The following is a 21336-nucleotide window of genomic DNA, read 5'->3' on the forward strand; positions in this document are numbered from 1 at the left end:
ACATGCGCTTTGCCGTTCTCGGCAGCGGTAGCCAAGGGAACGGCACGCTGATCGCCAGCGCTGATACCTATGTGCTGGTGGGTTGTGGTTTTTCCCTGCGGGAAACCGAAAAACGCCTGTTGCGTCTGGGGGTTCACCCGGCGCAACTGAGCGCGATACTCGTAACCCACGAACATGCCGACCACGTGCATGGCGTGGGTTTGCTGTCTCGGCGCTACAATCTGCCGGTCTACCTCAGTCGCGGCACACTGCGCGGGATGCGCAAACCGATCGAACCCGCAGGCTTTCTGGCCGGCGGCGAGCAGCTGCAGATCGGCGCACTGAACATCGGGGTCATTGCCGTGGCCCATGATGCGCAGGAGCCGACCCAGTACGTATTCAGTGATAACGAGCAGCGGCGCTTCGGCCTGCTGACCGACCTGGGTTCCTATTGCGAGCGGGTGCTGGACGGCTATCGGGATCTCGATGCGTTGATGATCGAGTCCAACCATTGCCGCGACATGCTGGCCCGTGGTCACTATCCGTACTTTCTCAAGCAACGGGTGGGCGGCGAGCGGGGACATTTGAACAACCATCAGGCGGCATTCCTGGTGGCCGAGTTGGGGTGGCAGGGCTTGCAGCATCTGGTTCTCGCCCACCTGAGCAGCAAGAACAACCTGCCGCAGCTGGCCCGGCAATGTTTCGTCGACACCCTCGGGTGCGACCCGGACTGGCTGCAACTGGCCGATCAAGATTCAGGGCTCGACTGGCGCCATATCGCCTAGCCCATCTACTTAGCAAGCGGAGCCCATCATGGAAAAACGTGAAGAACTCTATCGCGGCAAAGCCAAATCGGTTTACAAGACCGACGACGCTGACCGTTTGATCCTGCTGTTTCGCAACGACACCTCGGCGTTCGACGGCAAGCGCATCGAGCAGCTCGACCGCAAAGGCATGGTGAACAACAAGTTCAACGCCTTCATCATGCAGAAACTCGAAGCGGCCGGCATTCCGACCCAATTCGACAAACTGCTGGGCGACAACGAGTGCCTGGTGAAGAAGCTGGACATGATCCCGGTCGAGTGCGTCGTGCGTAACTACGCCGCCGGCAGCCTGGTAAAACGTCTGGGCGTCGAAGAGGGCATGAAGCTCAACCCGTACACTTTCGAACTGTTCCTCAAGGACGACGCCAAGGGCGACCCGTTCATCAACGAATCCCACGTCGTGGCATTCGGTTGGGGCACCGCCGAGCAACTGGCACGCATGAAAGAACTGTCGCTCAAGGTCAACGAAGTCCTGAGCAAACTGTTCGACGACGCAGGCCTGCTGCTGGTGGACTTCAAGCTTGAGTTCGGCGTGTTCAGCGACGGCTCGATCGTCCTCGGCGACGAGTTCAGCCCGGACGGCTGCCGCCTGTGGGACAAGGACACCAAGAAGAAGATGGACAAAGACCGCTTCCGCCAGGGCCTCGGTGACGTCATCGAAGCCTACGAAGAAGTCGCCAATCGTCTGGGTGTACCGCTTTAATCGACGCAAGCATCTGATAGCACGAAGAAAATTTTCGAAAGAGGGTTTGCTTTCGGCAGAAGTGTTGTTATGATGCGCGCCGTTGGAGAGATGCCAGAGTGGCCGAATGGGACGGATTCGAAATCCGTTGTACCTTCACCGGTACCTAGGGTTCGAATCCCTATCTCTCCGCCATATTCAGAAAACCCCCGTAATTCAATGAGTTACGGGGGTTTTTCTTTTTGGGTTGTACTACTCGGTTGTACTACTAATCCCGATAGGTTTTGCGGGATTTTCCCCAAGGTACATGCGATTGAGCAGTACACCGCATGCACGTAGCGAATTTTGAAGCTCCACGGTTCCCTCCAGTGCCTCCCGAACCCAGCACGCCGGATAATCTTTCTCCTTGTGCCTAAAGCCTTCGACCTTGCCTCCCCTGTTCTCATCGATGAATGAGATAGACGCATTGTGGACGATCAGTTGATGATGTTTGACCATGTTCATGAAGGCGTGCGTATATCCGAACCACTCTGACGTTAGGGCGTCATTCAGGCGATCTTCAATCTCTCCAGCCGGAAGGGCGTCTTTGACGTTGTGAATGTAGAAGTTGCCTGTGAGCGGCACGGGCACCACTAGGCCATTCAGTAACTGCCCAAAGCTATCGTACGAATTGCGAGTGATTGCAATGCAGGCAATCAGGTTGGCTTCACTGATTAAACCAGCTTTGTGAACGACACCATCATCGTCCTCGCACCCGAATATCCGCTGTGCAAACTTTATTCCGTGCGGGTCGTTTTCGGCGTTGAATGCGGTGAAGGCATCGCGGGCGAGGCACTTGTGGTACTCGAAGATATCCCGTGATCGACCAAGCGAGTTGATGATCTGAACAAGCCTTTTGCCTGTGTCAGGCTGGCGAATCTTGACCTGTGCCCTCAGCGCCTCCAGGTTCCATGCGTCACTCATGCTCATTCCCTAACAAGTTGAATCGATCCAGTCTAGTCCGACTCGCTGCCAAGCAGGCGCATGTCATGCTTTCGGCATGGGCTGTAGGTTCTGCTGCCCTCAGGCAGATTGGGCTTAACTCCAACCGTTCACTCGCTTTTGGTGCCCTCGTAGGTGAATGGTGCCGATATACTATGATGGCCTTTCAGCCACTCAGAGCCAGCCTGTATGACCGTTCTCAAAGAGCCGCCGAGCCCACATGAGTTCTACATCTCATACCCTCTGTACCAAGGATTCACCTTTGCTAAGGAGCAGAGTCAAGCGGGATGGGACATTGCGTACTCCCGAGAGCCCATAGACACATACTGCCCCGAATGTAATGCGCACAGTATTTTCCGCCAGCACATCAACGGGGGCATTTCTCATAATCCTGAAGCGTGGGTGGGGGATGGCCGTTTTGTTGTCGTGCTCAAATGTTCTAGGGACGCTAATCACGAGTTGTTCTTCCTGTTCAAGGTGGAAGACAGGACGATGCAGAAAATTGGACAGCACCCATCCCTTGCAAACCTGAATACCTACGATGTACGCCAGTATGCTGCTGTGCTGGATAAGGAAGATTTCAAAGAGCTCAACAAAGCCATCGGCTTGGCAGCTCATGGTGTAGGGGTGGGCTCATTTGTCTACTTACGGCGAATCTTTGAGAACCTTGTAGATTCTGCCTACCAGAACGCGAAAAAGGATGATGGCTGGGATGATGACGCTTACCGCAATGGGCGTATGGCTGATCGGATACAACTGCTTGCAGGCTACCTCCCTGATTTCCTTGTCGAGAACCGTTCGATGTACAAAATTCTCAGCCAAGGCTTGCATGAGCTGACTGAGGAAGAGTGCCTAGCAGCGTTTCCCATCCTTAAAATGGGGATCGAATTAGTGCTTGACGAGCAGTTAGCGGCTAAGGCCAAGCAGCAAAAGTTAGAGCAGGCAAAAAAGGCTATTCACGTTCTCGTCAGCAAAGCGAGTGCTGATAAGTAGATCGAAGTGGAGTGCTGCCCAAGTTGGCGTTTATGGCGGAAAATCACCACCACCGCCAGAGCAGGGTCGCACTCTAGGAACAATCTTCGGTGGCTACGTCCAAAATAATCAGTGAGCAGCCAGAGACGCCGATGGGCTATCGAATAACCGTTGCCTCTCGCCCGCCGAATGGCAGGAAGCACCCGCCTTCACTCTTCATCAGGAATCGGACTTTGAGCTCTTTGCCTTTGGAGAGGTTGTATCCAGCCTGTTTGTCTGCAAATTGAACCTGCAAGTCTTGCGTCCCTACGTGATCTACGTTCAATGAAACTTCGTCGGACTCCAGCAACACGACTTGGCCGCTCCATGTCATCCAGTGGTCTTTGTACTTGGCGTTAAAGATGTCGTCTTTCTTCTGGTCGCTGTAGGTGCTTTTGCACCCTACTTCAGCGTTGGCCTGTGCGTAGCTGATGGAGCTATCGGGGTAGGTTGGAGCTGCTGGGGCGCTGGAGTATGAGGGCTGAGAGGCAGATGAAGATGTGGGCGTCGCAGGTGCGTCGATCATCCCTTTAAGCACGAGTCCACCCAAGCCCACTGCTAGAATGATCCCAATGGTTCTGCTTCCCGCCATGATTCAATCCTTGAAATAATTAGAGGGAACGATGGTGGCAGATTGATACGAAAGCTGTCTAGGTGGACGGGCATTTCCCAAGTGAATTCTCAAATCCGCGCCGCGAGGGTCGTGCTCTTGAGGGCGTTCTTTGATACAGCTCAGGGAAAAATAATGGCTGGGGCCATACATTCCGAAACCGGGGTTATCACCTGAGCTACTTAACGCGAACAAGGAGTCACTCCATGAACGTGATGAATTACAACGGGTATGCAGCCCGAATTGAATACAGTGATGAAGACGGTCTTTTTGTTGGTCATATCGCTGGGATCAAGGACGTTGTAGGTTTTCATGGCGAATCTGTAAAAGAGCTTCGGTCAGCGTTCGAAGAGGCTGTTACTGACTATCTGGAGACTTGCGCAAAACTGGGCCGTGCTCCTCAAAAGCCTTATTCGGGCAATCTCAGTCTGCGTTTGGCGCCAGCTCTTCATGCGACTGTTGCCGTAAAAGCGCAATTGGCTCAAAAAAGCATTAATCAGTGGGTTGCGGATGTTCTTGACCGAGAGGCCCATGCCTAGCTTGATTCTGGTCTGGAGGTTGTACGTCGTTCCCGAACAGAGCAAATAGCCCCGTAGCTGAGAAGCTACAGGGCTTTTTTGTATCTGCGAGTTTTACCGAGCACCCGCCTCAGCCACTCACGGCTGCGGATGCCCGAGCTTCTGTTTGATCAGGTCATACACTTCCTTGTGCGTCGAGTTACGCAGGGTGTTGTCCTTGCAAGCCGAGGCCAGGAAGGTTTTCACTTCGTCCTTGGCGTGCGGATAGAGGCTGGCGACGTAGTCGGCTTCGTGTGTTTGGGTGCAGTTGAAGTGCTTGTCGTCTTTCGCTTTGTCTCTAGCCATGGTGCGGCTCCTTTTGAGTTTGAACGTCATTTGGCGAAACAGGGCTGGATGGCCCCGTACGCTGAACAGCGTAGGGGCGCAAAAGTGCTTTGCCAGTGCTTCAGACGAAAAAGGAAGAGGCTGTAGGACGCGGCGCCATCAGATTTCCTTCACCGGCGTCTCCCCCTGCACACCCTTGATCAACTCGATCACGTGTAAACAATCGGCCTTGTTCACATACGACTCGCCACTGGCAATCGTCTCGTGGTTCCCCGCCCGCAGTCTCCAGCGCCATTGGCCTTTGCCGGTGCTCGGGGTGCCTCGGGATTGCCTGTAGATCTCGAAATACATTCGGTTCGCTCCTTGCGATGGTGTTTGCGACAACCTGTGTGGCGCATCGTCGCAAGCCTAGCGGAGCGAGTTTTTTTCGCTATCGGGTATTTGTTTCCAATCGTTGGCAGATGTTTCTGAAGAGTGCGGGCTAGAGCGCACGCATCGGCGTCTGGATTGGCCAGAATGTCGCCCTTTGCACCTTGCAAGGCTATCGACGCTACTGCTTAATACGGGACGGCCCATGGCGTTGAAAATGCTTCGACGACCGACAAACACTATAAAAAGAGCACTCCATTGACTGAGCATGGAACGGCACAGGCCACACGGGTCAGGTTATCGCTGGTTGTCCCGGTTTTTAACGAGGAGGACAGTCTCGACGCGTTCATTCTGCGCATCGATGAAGTCTTCCAGCACCAAGCCTCAATTGCTTTGGAGCTGGTGTTCATCAACGACGGTAGCACTGATGCCACACTTGAGCGGCTGTTGGATCGTCAGCGGCACGACTCGCGGCTGCGCATCGTCGATCTGAGCCGTAACTTCGGCAAAGAGGCGGCGTTGTCTGCGGGATTGCAAATCGCCACCGGGCAGATTGTGGTGCCTATCGATGCCGATCTGCAGGATCCACCCGAAGTCATTCTGCAAATGATCGAGCGATGGCGCGAGGGCTATGAAGTGGTGCTCGGTCATCGCGTTAGCCGCCGCAGCGACACCTGGGCCAAGCAGACGTCGGCGCATTGGTTTTACCGCCTGCACAACAAGATCGCCGAGCAACCGCTGCCGGAAAACGTCGGCGATTTCCGCCTGATGGACCGTTGTGTAGTCGATGCCTTGCTGACTTTGCCCGAGTCCCGGCGCTTCATGAAGGGCCTGTTCGCCTGGGTCGGTTTTCGGACTACCCACGTTGATTACGAGCGGCCCGAGCGCGTGGCGGGGCAGAGCAAATTCAACGGCTGGCGGCTGTGGAATTTTGCCCTGGAAGGCATCACCAGTTTCAGTACCGAACCGTTACGGATCTGGACTTACATCGGCGCCGCGGTGTCGCTGGTGTCCTTCGCCTTTGCCATTTTTATCGTGTTGCGCACGCTGATCCACGGCGTCGACATGCCCGGTTATGCCTCGCTGATGGTGGCCGTGACGTTCCTCGGTGGCCTGCAATTGATTGGCATCGGCGTACTCGGCGAGTACCTCGGCCGCACTTATATCGAATCCAAACGCCGGCCGGTTTTTCTGGTGCGTCGCGTCTACGACCCCAAGGACTGAAACATGGATCTCAAGGAAACCGATATCCTCGGCGACAGCATCGGTGAGCATTGGTATTACTGCTCCAAAGCGGCGGCGACTCGTCGTCTGCTCGGTGATGTACCGATCACGCGGATTCTCGACGTGGGCGCCGGTTCCGGGTTTTTCTCGCACCATTTATTGACCCAAACCGCGGCGCAAGAGGCGTGGTGCGTCGACATCAGTTACCCCGCCGACTCCGATGCGACCACCGCCGGCAAACCGGTGCATTACCGCCGCGATATCGACGCCATCGACGCCGATCTGGTGCTGCTCATGGATGTGCTGGAGCATGTCGACGATGACCTCGGTCTGCTCAAGGCTTACGTTGACAAGGTGCCGTCCGGCAGCCGTTTCCTGATGACCGTGCCGGCGTTTCAGTTCCTGTGGAGCGGTCACGACGACTTCCTCGAACACAAGCGCCGCTACACCCTGCCGCAGTTTGAAACCCTGGCCCGTGATGCCGGTTTGAGCGTGCAGCGCGGTGCCTACTATTTCGGCGCGGTGTTTCCGATCGCGGCGGCGTTGCGTTTGCTGCCCAAAGGGCCGCAGGCCGCAGCGCCGCAGTCTCAGCTCAAACGCCATCATCCCTTGGTCAACGGCTTGCTCAAGACGCTGTGCAGCCTCGAACTGCCGCTGATGAGCCACAACCGTCTGGCCGGGCTGAGCGTGTTCGTGCTGGCGCAAAAACCGTGACTTCAGTTGAAAGGAAAACGCTGATCCAGCGCGGTCTGCGTTTTGCCATGACCGGTCTGTTCGTCACCGCGCTGCATGCGCTGGTGGCTGTGCTGTTCATCAATTTCGTTGCGCCGCAACCGCCGCTGGCCAACGGTGTGGCGTTTGCCGTGGCGACGGTGGTGTCTTACGTGATCAACACCACCTGGAGTTTCTCCGCCCGATTGCACGGCAGAACATTGCTGCGATTTTTATCGGTATCGGCGTGCGGTTTTCTGTTGGCGATGTTTGTCGCCTGGGCCGCGCAGGTGGCCGGGTTGAATTATCTGTTGGGCATTGTCGCGGTGGCGCTGACGATTCCGGCATTCACGTTTGTCTTGCACAACTTCTGGACGTATCGATGAAGCTCTCCGCAACACATCGGGCGACTGCGCTGCTGCCCGTGCTCTTGGGAATTCTGGCGTTTTTCATTGTGGTCGGCCCACGTGCCTTGAACCCGATGAACATTGCATGGCTGGGCGACGGCGACCCCGCCACGCACTATCAGGGTTGGGTTTTTTTTCGTCATTCGCCCTGGACGTTTCCACTGGGGCTTAACCCGAGCTATGGGCTGGAGTTGGGTAACGGGATAATTTTCTCGGATTCCAATCCGTTGTTCGCCTTTATCTTCAAACCGTTCTCAGCCCTGTTGCCTGAACCTTTCCAGTATTTCGGCCTGTGGCTACTGACGTGTTTCATTCTGCAGAGCTGGTTTGCCTGGAAGCTGATTGGCCTGTTCAGTCGCGACGTGGCGTTGCGTTTGCTTGGTGCAGGAATGTTTTTGTTCATTCCGGCGATGATCGTCCGCATGAGCGTACATCTGTCCCTGGCTGGGCATTTTCTGTTGCTGGCAGGGTTATATCTGGCATTGCGCCCCTTTACGCCGAAACGCCGCCTCGCCTGGGGCGCGCTGCTGGCGGCGGCTGCGCTGGTGCACGCTTATTTGCTGGCGATGGTTGCGTTGATCTGGCTTGCCGACCTTGCCGCGAAAACCCTTCAGCGGCGCCAGACGCCGGGTAAGGCCTTGATCGAGTTGATCGGTCTGTTTCTGCTGGTCAGTGTCTGCTGCTGGCAGGCGGGTTATTTCAGCATAGGCGACAGCGGTCTGGCGTTGATGGGGTATGGCCTGTTCCGGGCGAATGTGCTGACCTTTTTCGATGCGGGTGTCTGGTCCTATACCTTGCAGGACATGCCGGGTGTACTGGGCGACGGCGACGGGTTCGCATTTCTGGGCCTGGGCGTGATCTGCCTGGGGATCTTTGCCTTGGTGCCGGTGCTGCAAGGGACGACTGACCTGGGAGCCAAGGCTCGCCGTTACCCGTTGGTTTTGCTCGCGCTGGCAGGGCTGGCGATATTCGCCGTTTCCAACAATATCGGCGTAGGGCCATTCGAATTCAGGATTCCGCTGCCGGATGCGGTGGTTGCCGTGGCCACGATTTTTCGTGGCTCGGGGCGAATGATCTGGCCGCTCATGTACATGGCCATTTTTGCGATCCTTTATGTGGTGATTCGCGGGCACTCTTCGCGCGTGGCGTTGATGCTGCTGAGTGTGGCGCTGGTGGTTCAGGTGGCAGACACGCGCGCCGGCTGGGCGGTGTCGCGCGGTTTCTTCATGGCCACGCCGTCGCCCACATGGAAGACGCCATTGGTCGACCCGTTCTGGGAGCAGGCGGCGAAGCGTTATCAGGCAGTGCGTTGGCTGCGACCGGAGAATTATCCGGAACAGTGGATGACCCTGGCCGACTACTCGGGTCGCCATCACTTGCCGACCAACGCGGTCTACCTTGGGCGCGTCAGTACGGTTGCCACTGAAGCCGCTCAAGCGGTGTCGGATCGAATGGTCAGTTCTGGAAACTATGCAGCCGATACCCTGTACGTGCTCAGTAACCGTACTGTGCTGGAAGCAGCTCTGACCTTGAATCGCGACACCGATGTGCTCGCCAGAATTGACGGGTTGAACGTCTTGGCGCCGGGCTGGAAGCGTTGCGCCGACTGCCTGCCGATATCGGCCCCGGACCCATTGACGCTGATCCCGCCACTCAAGTCGGGCGAGAGAGTCGTGTTCAATCCCAGCAGTCTGGCGACGTTTTTCCTCGGTAAAGGGTGGGCGAACAATGAACCGTGGGGCACCTGGTCCGAGGGGAATGAGTCGCAAATTGCCCTGCGGCCGACTGCTCGGGTGCACTCGTTCTTGCTGGAAACCACTGCGCTGCTGGCCCCTTCACACACCGAGCAAGCAGTGGAAATTTTCGTCAACGATATACGCGTGCTGTCCACCCGGCTGGTCAAGCCTGAAGCGAATCGCCTGAATGTCGAGTTGCCGGTCGAAGTGCAGCAGCGTGTCGAGCAACAAGGTGTGCTGAATATTCGTTTCAGATACGCCAACGCTATCAGTCCGGTTGAGTTGGGCATGGGCAAGGACATGCGCAAGCTGGCGATCGGGATACAGGCGTTGACGGTGAATTGAGCCGGTGTTGTTCCTTTCGCCCATAGACGCTGTCCATGGGCCTTTCTAAACTGCCCGCAGACCGGGGAGTAGGGGCAATGGATGAATCGAAATGAATTACGCAAGGCCGACATCAATCTGATGGTGGTGTTCGAGACCTTGATGCTCGAACGCAACGTGACCCGGGCGGCGGAGAAGCTGTTTCTCGGCCAGCCGACCATCAGTTCGGCGCTCAATCGCTTGCGCGCGATGTTCAACGATCCGCTGTTCATTCGCGTCGGCCATCGCATGGAGCCGACTGCCCGGGCCGAAGAGCTGTTCAAGTACCTGTCGCCGGCCCTTGACTCGCTGTCGGTGGCGCTGAGCCTGACTCACGATTTCGACCCGGCCGTGAGCAACATGACGTTCCGGATCGGCCTGTCCGATGACGTCGAATTCGGCCTGCTGCCACCGTTGCTGCGGGCGCTGCGTCAGGAAGCACCCAGCGTAGTGTTCGTGGTGCAACACGTCGACTACTGGCGCATCCCCGACCTGCTGGCCGCCGGCGACATCACCGTCGGCATCAGTCAGACCCGGGGCCTGCCGGCCAATGCCAAGCGCAAGCTGCTGCGGCATATCCAGCCGAGCATCCTGCGCGCCGATGCCTCGGATTCGCCGCTGACCCTCGATGAATACTGTTCGCGCCCACACGTACTGGTGTCGCACACCGCCAACATCAGCGGCTATGCCGATGAGTGGCTGGCGGAAATCGGCCGCACCCGGCATGTGGTGTTGTCGGTGCCGCAATACAGTGCACTGCCGGCATTGCTGGCCGGCACCGACCTGATCGCCAGCCTGCCGGACTACACCGCCGAAGCCATGGCTGCCTCCGGGCTGTTGTTCAAGGAACCGTTTCCGTTCAAGACGCCGATGCTGGATCTGTCGATGGTCTGGCTCAGCCACGTCGACAGCGACCCGGCCGAGCGCTGGCTGCGGTCGCGGCTTGAGGCGTTCATGAGTGAGCGGCCACTGACCGCGCCCTGAATCCCACCACAAATCTCCCCCTGTAGGAGTGAGCCTGCTCGCGATGAGGGTGTGTCAGTCGACATTGATGTTGTCTGACACGACTCCATCGCGAGCAGGCTCACTCCTACAAGGGTTTGCGTTCGTCTGGTCGGGCTGCTTTGCTCAATGGCAATGATCCCGGCTGGAGACTTGTCCGATGAGCATTTCCCGTTCGTTGCTGCGTGGGCGCGGCAGTCTCGACAGTGGCAAGGTCGGCATGGTCGAGTTGTTTTTCGATCTGGTGTTCGTGTTTGCCGTGACTCAGCTCTCGCATTCGTTGCTCGCGCATTTGTCGATCCTGGGCGCGGTGCAGGTGGCGCTGTTGATGGTCGCGGTGTGGTGGGTATGGATTTTCACTTCGTGGATCACTAACTGGCTCGACCCGGAAAAATTGCCGATCCGTCTCGGCCTGTTCGGGCTGATGATCGCCGGTCTGTTGCTGTCGTCCTCGATCCCCAGGGCTTTCACCGAGCGCGGGCTGATGTTTGCCTCGGCGTTCGTGTTCATGCAGGTCGGGCGCACGTTGTTTGCGATCTGGGCGGTGCGTGGCGAGTCGCTGAGCATGACCCGCAACTTCCAGCGAATTCTGGCGTGGTTGATGTGCTCCGGCGTGTTCTGGATCGTCGGAGCCTTTCTTGACGGGCAACAACGTCTGCTGTGTTGGGCGCTGGCGCTGCTGATCGAGCTGATCTCGCCTTCGCTGTATTTCTGGGTGCCGGGGCTGGGGCGTTCGTCGTTGAGCGACTGGAACGTCGAAGGCAATCACATGGCCGAGCGCTGCGCGCTGTTCGTGATCATCGCCCTGGGCGAATCGTTGCTGGTGACCGGTGCGACGTTCGCTGAACTGACGCTGAGCGCCACCGGAGTCATGGCGTTTCTGGTGGCGGTGCTGGGCAGCATCGGCATGTGGTGGGTGTACTTCGACAGCGGCGCCGAGCGCGCGCATCACCGCATCGCGCATTCGAGCGATCCCGGGCGCCAGGCGCGCATCGCCTACACCTACCTGCACGTGCTGATTGTTGCCGGGGTGATTGTCAGTGCGGTGGCCGACGAACTGGTGCTGGTGCATCCGGATCACGCCAGTGACGCCGGGATCCTGGTGATCGTGGGCGGGCCATGGCTGTTTCTGTTGGGCAATGCGCTGTTCAAGTGGGTCATGTCCGACCGACCGCTGCCGCCGTTGTCGCATCTGGCGGGGCTGGTGTTGCTCATGCTGGCGCTGCCATTGGCGTTGAATCACTGGTTTTCGGCGCTGGTGCTCGGGGCGCTGACCACGGCGATCGTGGTGCTGGTGGCGCTGTGGGAAAGCCTGGCATTGCGTCAGGCGTCGGCCTCGATAACCTCGGAAAAAGCCGCAGGAGAGTAGGGCAGCGCTGTGGTATATGTACGACCTTTCTGCCGACTGACTGGAGCACCCCATGCCACACCTGCACATGGAATACACCGCCAACCTGCCGCAGTTGAACGCTGATGTGGCGTTGATCCGGCTCAACAACGCCCTGGTGGGTTCCGGTCAGTTCGCTGCGGAGTTCGATATCAAGAGCCGGGCGGTGAAGGTCGAGACCTTCAAGGTCGGTACCGGCATGGGTGAGCGTGCTTTCATCCATGTGAAACTGGCGCTGCTCAGTGGTCGCTCGCCGCAGATCAAGAAGCAGCTCTCGGATAGCCTGCTGGCGGTGTTGCAGGATCTGTGCGAGTGGCCGGCCGGAGTTGAAGTGCAGTTGTGTGTGGAGTTGCTCGATATCGACCGCGATTCCTACACCAAGACCGCCATCGGCATGTAGGACTCAGGCCGTTTCCAGCTCACTGCACACCTTGATCACCTGCTCGCGCAGCCAGACGTTGGCGCTGTCCTGATCGGCGTTCTGGCTCCATTGCATGTCGAGGGTGAACCCCGGCAGGCCGTTCGGCGCCTCGCAGTGATTGAACACCGCGTCGTTGGTCAGCAGGCGCTGGATGCGCCGGGGCAGGGTGAGGATGAAATCGGTGCCGGTGATCATCTTCAATGCCGCGCTGTAGCTGTTGGAACGCGCGACGATCTGCCGTTTCTGCGCCTGACGCGCCAGCCAGCCATCGACCATGTTGGTGGTGGAAGTCCACGGTGTCGGGAACACATGGCGCCGCTCGGTGAAGGCCTGCAGGCTCAGGCGCGGTTCCAGCGGCGTGGCGCGTTTGTCGAAGACACAGACCAGATCGTCCTCCAGCAGCATCCGCGATTTCAGGTCGGTGTGGCTGCGGTGGAAGTTGGGGCCGAAACAGATCACCAGGTCGAGGCTGCCGTCGCGCAGTTCGTCGGCGGGCACATCGGTCTCGAACTTGTGCATGTTGACCACCACCGGCAAATCGTCGAAGTCGAAACGCTTCAACAGCCGTGGCAGCACCAATTGCTCGAAGTATTCCGGAGCGCAGATATTGAAGGTCACCGCTTGCCGGGTCGGATCGAAGGCCGGGGCGCCGGCGTGGCACAGGTTGATGCTTTCGAGGATCTTCTGCACATGGCCGTACATGGTGCCGGCCTTGTAGGTGGGACGCATGCCCGTGCGGGTGTTGATGAACAACTCGTCTTCGAAACTGGTGCGCAATTTTTTCAGGCAATAGCTGACAGTGGACTGGCTGACGCACAGCGTCTCCGAGACATCCGTGACGCTGCTTTGCTCATACACGGCGATAAACACCATGAGGTCCTGCATGTCGAGCTTTCGAAGCAAGTTACTGTTCAGCATCCGTTCCGTCCCGCTGTGCTCCTTGCGCTGAAATCCGCGCAAACGTGTGCGCATGATCGTAGCGGAACGATGGTGCCAGGACAAAGCCCTGTAGGACGTTTCAATGTCGCCAGTGGGACAGAAACTTTTAGCAACACGACGTCGGCAAATAAACCGCAAAAAGATGGCAACAGGCCTCTAGCCCGGCGGCGGCATTCGGCTTCAACGGATGTGTCGGGCGTACAGCCGAGGGTCGAAGCGCAGCACTATCAGCAGCATCACCACCATCACTGCGGTCAGCGACCACCAGGCCCATTCAAAGCTGCCGAGCCGGTCGCGGATGATTCCGGCCAGCAGCGGCGAAAGCCCGGCGATCAAGTAGCCGATGCCTTGCACGAACGCGGTCAGGCTGCCGGCGCGCTGCGGGTTGTCGAGGTGATCGAGGGAGACAATAAGGCTCATCGGAAACAAGCCGCCAATCCCCAGCCCCAACAGGCACGGCCACAGCAGGCTGAGGTGTTGCGGGCTGAGGATCAATCCGCAGAAACCGGCAATGATCAGCAACAGCAACGTAGCCAGAATCAGGCGACGATCACGGCTGCGGTTGGCGATGGCCGGCGTCAGCAACCCGGAAATCACCTCCATGGCCGTCAGAAAACCCAACAGCAGGCCGGCGTGCTGTTCGCTCCAGCCTTGTTCCACGTAGTACGGCGCCAGCCAGGCGAGTACGCAGGTGTAGGACGCCGTGCCGAGGCCGAAGAAGAAGGCCAGCAGCCAAGCGCGGGAGCTACGCGTGAAGGACTCTTTTCCTACAGGCGTGTTCTGGATGGATGACGGGGTCGACTGTGTCCACCAGACCAACAACGCGAGCAAGGAAAGTGCCGCCCAGATCGCCAAGCCGATGCGCCAGCTGCCGGTCTGCCCCAGCACCAGCGGCGAAAATGAGGCGGCCAGCGCGGCGCCGCCCATGATCGATGTGACATACAGGCCCATGCACAGCGCCACATGGTCGGGGAAGCGTGACTTGATCAGCACCGGCATCAGCGCCTGAATCAGGGCGATACCCATCCCGGCCAGCACCGCGCTGCCAATCAACTGCGGTGCCGAATCGAGCACCAGCCGCGACAGTGTCGCCAGACCGATAATCCATAGCGACAGGATCACCGTGCGTTGCTCGCCTAGCCGGCGGCTGATGCCGATGCCGAAAAACATCGCCAGCCCCATCGCCATCACTGGCAGCATGGTCAGCAGCGAAGCCACGCTGAAACTCAGCGGGATATCGCCACGAATTGCCGACAGCAACGGCCCGACGGCGGCCATGGATGGGCGCAGATTGAGTGCGACGAGAATGATCCCGAACATCAGCCAGGCAGCGGGGCGGGTGTTGGCGCGGACGTTTTCCATCGGCAGACTCTGAATTGCGGAGGCTGTCGATTAGGCGGCGCGCAGCACTTATCGGCAAATCAGATTTCCCGAGCGTTATTTAAAAATTAAATATGACTCTCCCCACTGCGGCAGCTCCTACACGGGGCGCTCCGATTAATCTTGTCAATCTCGCTGTAAGACTATTCTTTCTTTCTGGCAGGACATTTCGTTACAGCTCTGGCCCAGCGCAGGCGCGTAAAACGCCGGCGGCGATATATACTGCGCGCCATTCTTCAAGGGAGAGCCGTGTGGCCATCGATATTCACTGGATTCGCGACAACGAAAGCCTCGCGCAGTTTTGCGCCGAGTGGCAGCAACTGCCGTTCGTTGCCCTCGACACCGAATTCATGCGGGTCGACACCTTCTACCCGATTGCCGGTTTACTGCAGGTCGGCGACGGCAAACGCGCCTACCTGATCGATCCGCTGACCATCGACGCCTGGCAACCGCTGGCGGCGTTGCTGGAAAACCCGGCGGTGCTCAAAGTCCTGCACGCCTGCAGCGAAGACCTCGAAGTGCTGCTGCGTCTGACCGGCAGCCTGCCGGCGCCGTTGTTCGACACGCAACTGGCGGCGGCCTACCTGAACCTCGGGTTCTCGATGGGCTATTCGCGGCTGGTGCAGGAAGTGCTGGGCATTGAGTTGCCGAAGGGCGAAACCCGTTCCGACTGGTTGCAGCGTCCACTTTCCGACACACAAATCAGCTATGCCGCTGAAGACGCAGTGCATCTGGCGGAAGTTTTCGTACAGCTGCGGCCGAAGCTGTCCGACGACAAATTCGCCTGGGTGCTGGAGGACGGCGCCGAACTGGTCGCCAACCTGCGCCGCGAGACCGACCCGTACGAGGTCTACCGCGAAGCCAAACTGGCGTGGAAACTGTCCCGCGCGCAACTGGCGGTGCTGCGTGAACTGTGCGCCTGGCGTGAAAAAGAAGCGCGTGCCCGTGATCTGCCGCGCAACCGCATCATCCGTGAACACTCGCTGTGGCCGCTGGCCCGCACGCAACCGGACAACCTCGCCGCGCTGGGCAAGATCGAAGACATGCACCCGCGTACCGTGCGTCAGGACGGCCAATTTCTGCTTGATCTGATCAAGCGCTCTGGCAGTGTGGGGCCTGATCAATGGCCGCCGGCGGTGCCGGAACCATTGCCGGTCGAAGCGGCTGCGCTGATCAAGCAACTGCGCGCCCTCGGCCAGGTCGAAGCCGAACGCCTGGGCATCGCCCCGGAACTGATGCTGCGCAAGAAAACCCTCGAAGCGCTGGTTAAAAGTGGCTTCCCCGAGGGCCCTTATCAATTGCCTGAGTCGCTGCGTGGCTGGCGCCGCGAACTCATGGGCCAGAAGCTGCTCGACAGCCTGGCCACCGCCGGAGAACAGCCTTGAAACGTATTTGCTCCATTTATCAAAGCTCCAAGCGAAGCGGGATGTACCTTTATGTGCTCAAGAGCGATGCTCTGGAGCGTGTGCCGGAACCCCTGATGCTGGCGTTCGGCAAGCCGAAACATGCCTTCGATCTGGTGCTGTCGCCTGAGCGCAAGCTGGCCAGCGAGGACATCGTCGTGGTCCTGGAAAACCTCGACAAGCAGGGTTATCACTTGCAGATGCCGCCGGCCGAGGACGAGTACATCGAACACCTGCCCGAAGAATTGCTACGACGCAACGACCCGGTCTGATCTGCGAGGCCCTGTTCTGGGCCTCTTGCCACCCTGGAACTGATTTTACGGCGACGACCGCCACGAAGGAGCGCGACTCCTTCGGCGGTTGCCTGCACGGTTTGCGAAAGGTTTGAAGATGCGCGTTCTGATTGCTGAACACGACCACGCGGTGTACGCCCGGCTGCTACGTCAGGCGGCCCCCGAACTTGAAGTACTGACCAGTGGCGACTCCGCCGAACTGGCCCGTCAGGCGGCCGATTGCCCGGTGTGGCTGGGGCAGCCGGATCTGCTGGCGACCCTGCTGCGTCAGGGCCATCAGCCGCAATGGCTGCAATCGACCTGGGCCGGCATCACGCCGCTGCTCGCTGACGGCTTGCGCCGCGATTATCGCCTGACCCGCGCGGTGGGAATCTTCGGTCAGGTGATGGCCGAATACGTGCTGACCTACATGCTTGGCCACGAGCGTGAAGTGCTGGCGCGCCTGGTCAGCCAGGTCGAGCGCAAGTGGGACAACCGCACCGGCCAGAGTCTGGTCGGGCGCAAGGTGTTGATCGTTGGCACCGGCGATATCGGTCAGAGCGTGGCGCAGTTTCTGCTGCCGTTTGGCGTCGAGCTGTACGGCCTCGCCAGCAGCGCGCGCGAGCAGGCGCCGTTCGTCGAAGTCGGCTCGATGGCGGATCTGCCACGACTAGTCGGCGCGGTCGATTACGTGGTCAATCTGCTGCCGAATACCGAGCACACCCACGACATTTACGACGCGGCGCTGTTCAAGCAATTCAAGCCGACCGGGTTGTTCATCAACGTCGGGCGCGGCGTGGCAGTGGTTGATGCGGATCTGGTGGAAGCCCTGAAGGAAGGGCATCTGGCGGGCGCGGTGATCGACGTCTGCCGTCAGGAGCCGTTGCCGCAACGCCATCCGTTCTGGACCGCCTGGGGCCTGCTGCTGACCGGGCACAGCTCGGCACCGACGTCGCCGGCGTTGATGGTGCAGTTGTTTGTCGAGAACCTGAAGGCGTATCAGGCGGGAGAAGCGTTGCGCGGGGAAGTGGATTTCAACCGCGGATATTAAATCCACCGCGATACCTGTAGGAGTGAGCCTGCTCGCGATGGCGTAGTGTCAGTCGACATTGATGTTGTCTGACACTACGCCATCGCGAGCAGGCTCACTCCTACAGTGGTTTTTGCATGGTGGCTTAGAGGGTGAAGTTGCCTTCTGCGGCCAACTCGCTCAGCGGGCGACGCGGGCTCGGCACTTCACGGGCCTGCAGGTACTCGGCCAGAGTTGCCTTGTCACCCAGCTTGCCGACAGCCACCGCCGCATGCAGCGCATAACCTTCAGGAATATTCAGCTCCTTGCGGGCCAGCTCCTGATCGAAACCGGCCATGCCGTGGGTGTGCCAGCCGCTGATGCTCGCTTGCAGCGCCAGGTGGCCCCAGGCCGAGCCGGTGTCGAAGGTGTGCCACAGCGCCGGGGACTCTTCGCTGGCGCCGGGGGCGGTGAAGGTGGTTTTCGAAATCACGATCACCAGCGCCGAAGCGTGTTGCGCCCAGCTGCGGTTGAATTCATTCAGCAGGCCCAGGAAGCGCTCCCAGTTCGGCGTGTCACGGCGCGCATACAGAAAGCGCCATGGCTGCGAGTTGTAGGCCGACGGCGCCCAGCGTGCGGCTTCGAAAAAGCTCAGCAGGGTTTCTTCCGGGATCGCTTCGCCGGTGAAGGCGCGGGGCGACCAGCGCTCGGTGAACTGCGGGTGAATGGCGTAATCGGCGACGCGAGGGTTGGCACTCATCGAAAGATTCCTTGCTGTGTTTGAGTCATGAATTCGTGGCAAAACCCTACTGGGCGGCGATTCGGCTGACAAGCGCGATTTACCGACAGTCGCCAGCGCTTGGCCCGCAAGGCCTTGGGCACTAGACTGGCGGCCTTTTCACCACCTGATGTTGATGCTTGAACCATGGCCGCCATAGTCGAACCGTTCTGGAAACGCAAAACCCTCGAGCAACTGGATCACGAGGAATGGGAATCGCTGTGCGACGGCTGCGGTCTGTGCTGCCTGCAGAAACTCGAAGATGAAGAAGACAACAGCGTCTATTACACGCGCATCGCCTGCAAACTGCTGGACCTGAAAACCTGCCAGTGCAGCGACTACCCGAATCGCATCAAGTTTGTCCCGGACTGTATCCAGCTCACTCCTGGCCAGGCCGAAGAATTCAAATGGCTACCGCCGACTTGCGGTTATCGTCTGGTCAGTGAAGGCAAGGATCTGCCGCTGTGGCACCACCTGGTGTGCGGCGATCGTGACGCCGTGCACCACGAACGGATTTCCCAGTCCGGGCGCATGCTCGCCGAAGGCAGCGTGCCGGAGGACGACTGGGAAGATCACCTGATTTTCCGCGCTGGTTAAGCACCAAGGGTTTCCAGGATTCAACAAGGAGTGTGTATGGCTGGGGGATTGCTGCGGGCATCGCTGATCGGCCTGCTGGCGCTAAGCGCGCCGGTGTGGGCGGCGAAAAAAGTCGATCTGGATTACCACGTGCGCCTGTTGCCGCAAAGCGATCAGGCCGAAGTGCGCCTGACCTTGGCCAAAGGTGAAGCGGTGCGCAGCCTCGACTTTGACCTCGGCGATGGCAGCCATTACAGCGACTTCAAGGCCGACGGCCAGTGGCAACTGACCCCGGGCAAACAAGCCCGGGGCCTCTGGCGCCCGATCGGTGACAAGCCCAGCCTGACTTATCGCGTCAGTATCAGCCACGGCCGCAAGAGCGGCAGCTTCGACACGCGCATGACCCCGAGCTGGGCACTGCTGCGTGGTGATGATCTGGTGCCGCCGGCCAGGCTCGATCAGCAGGATGGCATCGAGCTGGTGTCGCGTCTGCAATTCGAACTGCCCAATGGCTGGCAAAGCGTTGAAACCGCCTGGCCGCGCATCGGCAAGAACAAATTCCGCATCGACAACCCGTCACGCCTGTTCGACCGCCCGACCGGCTGGATGCTCGCCGGTCACCTCGGCAGCCGCCGCACGCGCCTGGGCGAAACCGAAGTCACCGTGGCCTCACCGCAAGGGCAGGGCATGCGGCGCATGGATGTGCTGACCTTGCTGACGTTCGTCTGGCCGCAGGTGCAAGCGGTCTATCCCCGGCATCCGAAGAAACTGCTGATCGTCGGTGCCAACGACCCGATGTGGCGCGGCAGCCTCGGTGCGCATGAGTCGATTTACCTGAACACGCGTTTGCCGCTGGTCAGCGAGAGTGGCAGCAGTGCGCTGGTGCGTGAGCTGGCGCAGGTGTTCGGGCGCATCAATGACGAACAGCGCAGCGACTGGATCAGCGAAGGCTTTGCCGAGTACTACGCGATCGAACTGGTGCGGCGTGCCGGGGGCATGAGCGATGAGCGCTATCAGGCGTTGCAGGCGAAGTTGACCAAGGACAGTCAGAAAGTCACGTCCCTGCGCGGCGAAAAGATCAGTGCGGCGCAGCTTGCAAAAGCGGTGATTGTCTTGCAGGAACTGGATCGCGAGATTCGCTTGAAGACGCGCAACAAACGTTCGCTGGATGATGTGTTGCGCGGGGCGATGCATCTGGGGACGGTGAGTACCAAGGAGTTAGTGCAACTGGCCGAGAGTGTTCTGGGCGAGTCTTCCAAAGTCCTCGATAGCGCATTACTTCAGTAATACCGCTTTCGCGAGCAAGCCCGCTCCCACATTTGATCGCATTCCAACTGACGGAACCCGGTTCAATGTGGGAGCGGGCTTGCTCGCGAAGAGGCCAGAAGCCTCACCGAAAATTCAGGCTCAAACCCCGGCCTTCGGCGATTTCACCGAATCATTGCCGGTCACCGTCGCGGTGCTGGTCGCCGCTTCGGCATTGGCCTTGAGCTTGCTCAGTTCTTCCCCGGCCCGTTCGATCTTCGCCCGCACGTTGTTCATGTCCTCACGGCTTTTCTCCAGCAGGCTTTTCACCGAGCTGTGCCCGGTGATGCCACGGGCCATCGCCACGCCGCCAATCGCCACCTGAATCAGACCGAACACGCCGCCACGGCGCAGGCCCTTGCCGACCATGATCACGCCACCGGCCAGCGAGCCGATGCGCTCCCAGCCCTGGACGTTCTGCTCGGTCTGGCTCTGGAACGGGGTGGAATCGATACGTTGGACGCGTTTGAGTTCGGTCATGATCTGTCTCCCAGGCAATGTGCAATAGATAGATAAGCTGACTGCCGCAGCGGCCGGCTCGTTCCATCGAATGTGCGACGTTTCAGCGGAATTTCGGCCCGGAGCGGGTATTCAGGCCCTTGGCCATGCGGTCGTAGAGCACCACGTTGACCGTCGCCGCCAGATTCATGCAGCCGGTAGTCGGGATGTACACGACGTCTTCGCACCAGTCGCGGATCTCTTTATCCAGCGAGCCGTCTTCCGGGCCGAAGATGTACAGCGCACGGTCCGGGTGGGTGTATTCGGGCAGCGGGCGGGCGCCCTCGACCAGTTCCACGGCGACCGGGACGCAGTTGAGCGGGAGGATCTTTTTCAGGTCGTCGATGCCGATCAGCGGAATGTCGTAGTGCACGCGCTTGGTGTCGGTGACGAAATCGGCGGCGCGCTCATAGCGCTTGCCGGTGTAGAACACCGACGCCACGCCGTAACAGCCTGCGGCGCGCATCACCGAACCGACGTTCTCCGGTGATTTGGGGTTGTACAAACCAATGCAGCTGTAACGTTTGTCTGCCACGAGCGGGGTGCCTTCGGGAAAAAGAGGGCGATTATACGGGGATTGGGCGGTTGTGGTCAGACCTCGGATTATCGGTGCCCGAACGGTCGCCT

General features: G+C 59.2%; 25 protein-coding genes and 1 tRNA gene. 17 read left to right on the forward strand and 9 right to left on the reverse strand.

The features are described from left to right. Positions 1-2: 2 nt before the first annotated feature. The 3 genes from E4T63_RS06990 (at position 3) to E4T63_RS07000 (ending at position 1680) form a co-directional block, all read left to right on the forward strand. Positions 3-764, forward strand: coding sequence for an MBL fold metallo-hydrolase (locus tag E4T63_RS06990; RefSeq protein WP_135295141.1), 762 nt, complete (start codon positions 3-5; stop codon positions 762-764). 28 nt (positions 765-792) lie between these two features. Next, on the forward strand, positions 793-1506 hold the full coding sequence (gene purC, locus E4T63_RS06995; protein ID WP_007963288.1) for a phosphoribosylaminoimidazolesuccinocarboxamide synthase: 714 nt from the start codon (positions 793-795) through the stop codon (positions 1504-1506). An 84-nt stretch (positions 1507-1590) separates the two neighbouring features. Then, a tRNA-Ser gene (locus tag E4T63_RS07000) sits at positions 1591-1680 on the forward strand. A gap of 57 nt (positions 1681-1737) precedes the next feature. On the opposite strand, the gene E4T63_RS07005 is transcribed toward E4T63_RS07000, so the two are convergent. Next, positions 1738-2448 carry a hypothetical protein gene (locus tag E4T63_RS07005; RefSeq protein ID WP_135295142.1) on the reverse strand — a complete coding sequence of 237 codons (711 nt, stop codon included), beginning with the start codon at positions 2446-2448 and terminating at the stop codon, positions 1738-1740. A gap of 207 nt (positions 2449-2655) precedes the next feature. On the opposite strand from E4T63_RS07005, the gene E4T63_RS07010 reads away from it, so the two are divergent. Continuing rightward, positions 2656-3459, forward strand: coding sequence for a short-chain dehydrogenase (locus E4T63_RS07010; RefSeq protein ID WP_135295143.1), 804 nt, complete (start codon positions 2656-2658; stop codon positions 3457-3459). Between the two features lie 136 nt (positions 3460-3595). On the opposite strand, the gene E4T63_RS07015 is transcribed toward E4T63_RS07010, so the two are convergent. After that, positions 3596-4069, reverse strand: coding sequence for a hypothetical protein (locus tag E4T63_RS07015; protein WP_135295144.1), 474 nt, complete (start codon positions 4067-4069; stop codon positions 3596-3598). A 224-nt stretch (positions 4070-4293) separates the two neighbouring features. On the opposite strand from E4T63_RS07015, the gene E4T63_RS07020 reads away from it, so the two are divergent. Then, the gene (locus E4T63_RS07020; RefSeq protein WP_047598089.1) at positions 4294-4626 is read left to right on the forward strand and encodes a type II toxin-antitoxin system HicB family antitoxin; all 333 of its coding nucleotides are present in this window, start codon (positions 4294-4296) and stop codon (positions 4624-4626) included. Positions 4627-4743: 117 nt separating this feature from the next. On the opposite strand, the gene E4T63_RS07025 is transcribed toward E4T63_RS07020, so the two are convergent. Both E4T63_RS07025 and E4T63_RS07030 read right to left on the reverse strand, forming a co-directional pair. After that, positions 4744-4950, reverse strand: coding sequence for a hypothetical protein (locus E4T63_RS07025; protein WP_027614505.1), 207 nt, complete (start codon positions 4948-4950; stop codon positions 4744-4746). Positions 4951-5088: 138 nt separating this feature from the next. Then, the gene (locus E4T63_RS07030; protein ID WP_007963291.1) at positions 5089-5280 is read right to left on the reverse strand and encodes a YegP family protein; all 192 of its coding nucleotides are present in this window, start codon (positions 5278-5280) and stop codon (positions 5089-5091) included. Positions 5281-5556: 276 nt separating this feature from the next. On the opposite strand from E4T63_RS07030, the gene E4T63_RS07035 reads away from it, so the two are divergent. The 7 genes from E4T63_RS07035 (at position 5557) to E4T63_RS07065 (ending at position 12528) form a co-directional block, all read left to right on the forward strand. Continuing rightward, positions 5557-6522 carry a glycosyltransferase family 2 protein gene (locus E4T63_RS07035; RefSeq protein ID WP_135295145.1) on the forward strand — a complete coding sequence of 322 codons (966 nt, stop codon included), beginning with the start codon at positions 5557-5559 and terminating at the stop codon, positions 6520-6522. 3 nt (positions 6523-6525) lie between these two features. Next, entirely contained in the window at positions 6526-7236 is a 711-nt protein-coding gene (locus E4T63_RS07040) for a class I SAM-dependent methyltransferase (RefSeq protein ID WP_135295146.1), read from the forward strand. After that, a complete protein-coding gene (locus tag E4T63_RS07045) occupies positions 7233-7619 on the forward strand; it encodes a GtrA family protein (protein ID WP_098967674.1) in 387 nt (128 codons plus the stop codon). The genes E4T63_RS07040 and E4T63_RS07045 overlap by 4 nt, the downstream gene beginning before the upstream one ends. Beyond that, positions 7616-9721, forward strand: coding sequence for a DUF6311 domain-containing protein (locus E4T63_RS07050; RefSeq protein ID WP_135295147.1), 2106 nt, complete (start codon positions 7616-7618; stop codon positions 9719-9721). The genes E4T63_RS07045 and E4T63_RS07050 overlap by 4 nt, the downstream gene beginning before the upstream one ends. A gap of 81 nt (positions 9722-9802) precedes the next feature. Next, a complete protein-coding gene (locus E4T63_RS07055; RefSeq protein WP_027614510.1) occupies positions 9803-10723 on the forward strand; it encodes a LysR substrate-binding domain-containing protein in 921 nt (306 codons plus the stop codon). 178 nt (positions 10724-10901) lie between these two features. Then, complete coding sequence (locus E4T63_RS07060) at positions 10902-12110, forward strand: low temperature requirement protein A (RefSeq protein WP_135295148.1); 1209 nt, start codon at positions 10902-10904, stop codon at positions 12108-12110. 52 nt (positions 12111-12162) lie between these two features. After that, positions 12163-12528, forward strand: coding sequence for a 5-carboxymethyl-2-hydroxymuconate Delta-isomerase (locus E4T63_RS07065; protein WP_027614512.1), 366 nt, complete (start codon positions 12163-12165; stop codon positions 12526-12528). A 3-nt stretch (positions 12529-12531) separates the two neighbouring features. On the opposite strand, the gene E4T63_RS07070 is transcribed toward E4T63_RS07065, so the two are convergent. Together E4T63_RS07070 and E4T63_RS07075 are read right to left on the reverse strand one after the other, a co-directional pair. Next, the gene (locus E4T63_RS07070; RefSeq protein ID WP_098967678.1) at positions 12532-13467 is read right to left on the reverse strand and encodes a LysR family transcriptional regulator; all 936 of its coding nucleotides are present in this window, start codon (positions 13465-13467) and stop codon (positions 12532-12534) included. Between the two features lie 201 nt (positions 13468-13668). After that, positions 13669-14850, reverse strand: a complete 1182-nt coding sequence (locus E4T63_RS07075; protein ID WP_135295149.1) for a cyanate transporter — start codon at positions 14848-14850, stop codon at positions 13669-13671. Between the two features lie 269 nt (positions 14851-15119). On the opposite strand from E4T63_RS07075, the gene rnd reads away from it, so the two are divergent. The 3 genes from rnd (at position 15120) to E4T63_RS07090 (ending at position 17594) form a co-directional block, all read left to right on the forward strand. Beyond that, on the forward strand, positions 15120-16253 hold the full coding sequence (gene rnd / locus E4T63_RS07080) for a ribonuclease D (RefSeq protein WP_123586883.1): 1134 nt from the start codon (positions 15120-15122) through the stop codon (positions 16251-16253). Continuing rightward, positions 16250-16543 carry a YcgL domain-containing protein gene (locus E4T63_RS07085; protein ID WP_097086697.1) on the forward strand — a complete coding sequence of 98 codons (294 nt, stop codon included), beginning with the start codon at positions 16250-16252 and terminating at the stop codon, positions 16541-16543. The genes rnd and E4T63_RS07085 overlap by 4 nt, the downstream gene beginning before the upstream one ends. Before the next feature lie 118 nt (positions 16544-16661). Further along, positions 16662-17594: a D-2-hydroxyacid dehydrogenase gene (locus tag E4T63_RS07090; protein WP_135295150.1), complete on the forward strand. Its 933-nt coding sequence runs from the start codon at positions 16662-16664 to the stop codon at positions 17592-17594. Between the two features lie 124 nt (positions 17595-17718). Here the strand turns inward: E4T63_RS07090 and E4T63_RS07095 are convergent, their stop codons facing one another. Then, complete coding sequence (locus tag E4T63_RS07095; protein ID WP_134785677.1) at positions 17719-18312, reverse strand: nitroreductase family protein; 594 nt, start codon at positions 18310-18312, stop codon at positions 17719-17721. Between the two features lie 165 nt (positions 18313-18477). Here E4T63_RS07095 and E4T63_RS07100 point away from each other — a divergent pair, with 165 nt between their 5' ends. Beyond that, entirely contained in the window at positions 18478-18927 is a 450-nt protein-coding gene (locus E4T63_RS07100) for a YcgN family cysteine cluster protein (protein ID WP_098967686.1), read from the forward strand. Between the two features lie 36 nt (positions 18928-18963). Beyond that, a complete protein-coding gene (locus E4T63_RS07105) occupies positions 18964-20193 on the forward strand; it encodes a hypothetical protein (protein ID WP_135295151.1) in 1230 nt (409 codons plus the stop codon). 120 nt (positions 20194-20313) lie between these two features. Here E4T63_RS07105 and E4T63_RS07110 read toward each other — a convergent pair whose 3' ends face one another. Together E4T63_RS07110 and E4T63_RS07115 are read right to left on the reverse strand one after the other, a co-directional pair. Further along, the gene (locus E4T63_RS07110; RefSeq protein ID WP_135295152.1) at positions 20314-20691 is read right to left on the reverse strand and encodes a YgaP family membrane protein; all 378 of its coding nucleotides are present in this window, start codon (positions 20689-20691) and stop codon (positions 20314-20316) included. An 82-nt stretch (positions 20692-20773) separates the two neighbouring features. Further along, the gene (locus E4T63_RS07115; RefSeq protein WP_007911337.1) at positions 20774-21244 is read right to left on the reverse strand and encodes an RNA methyltransferase; all 471 of its coding nucleotides are present in this window, start codon (positions 21242-21244) and stop codon (positions 20774-20776) included. Between the last annotated feature and the right edge of the window lie 92 nt (positions 21245-21336).

The sequence above is a fragment of the Pseudomonas fluorescens genome (genome assembly GCF_004683905.1).
GTDB classification, from domain to species: Bacteria; Pseudomonadota; Gammaproteobacteria; order Pseudomonadales; family Pseudomonadaceae; genus Aquipseudomonas; species Aquipseudomonas putida_A.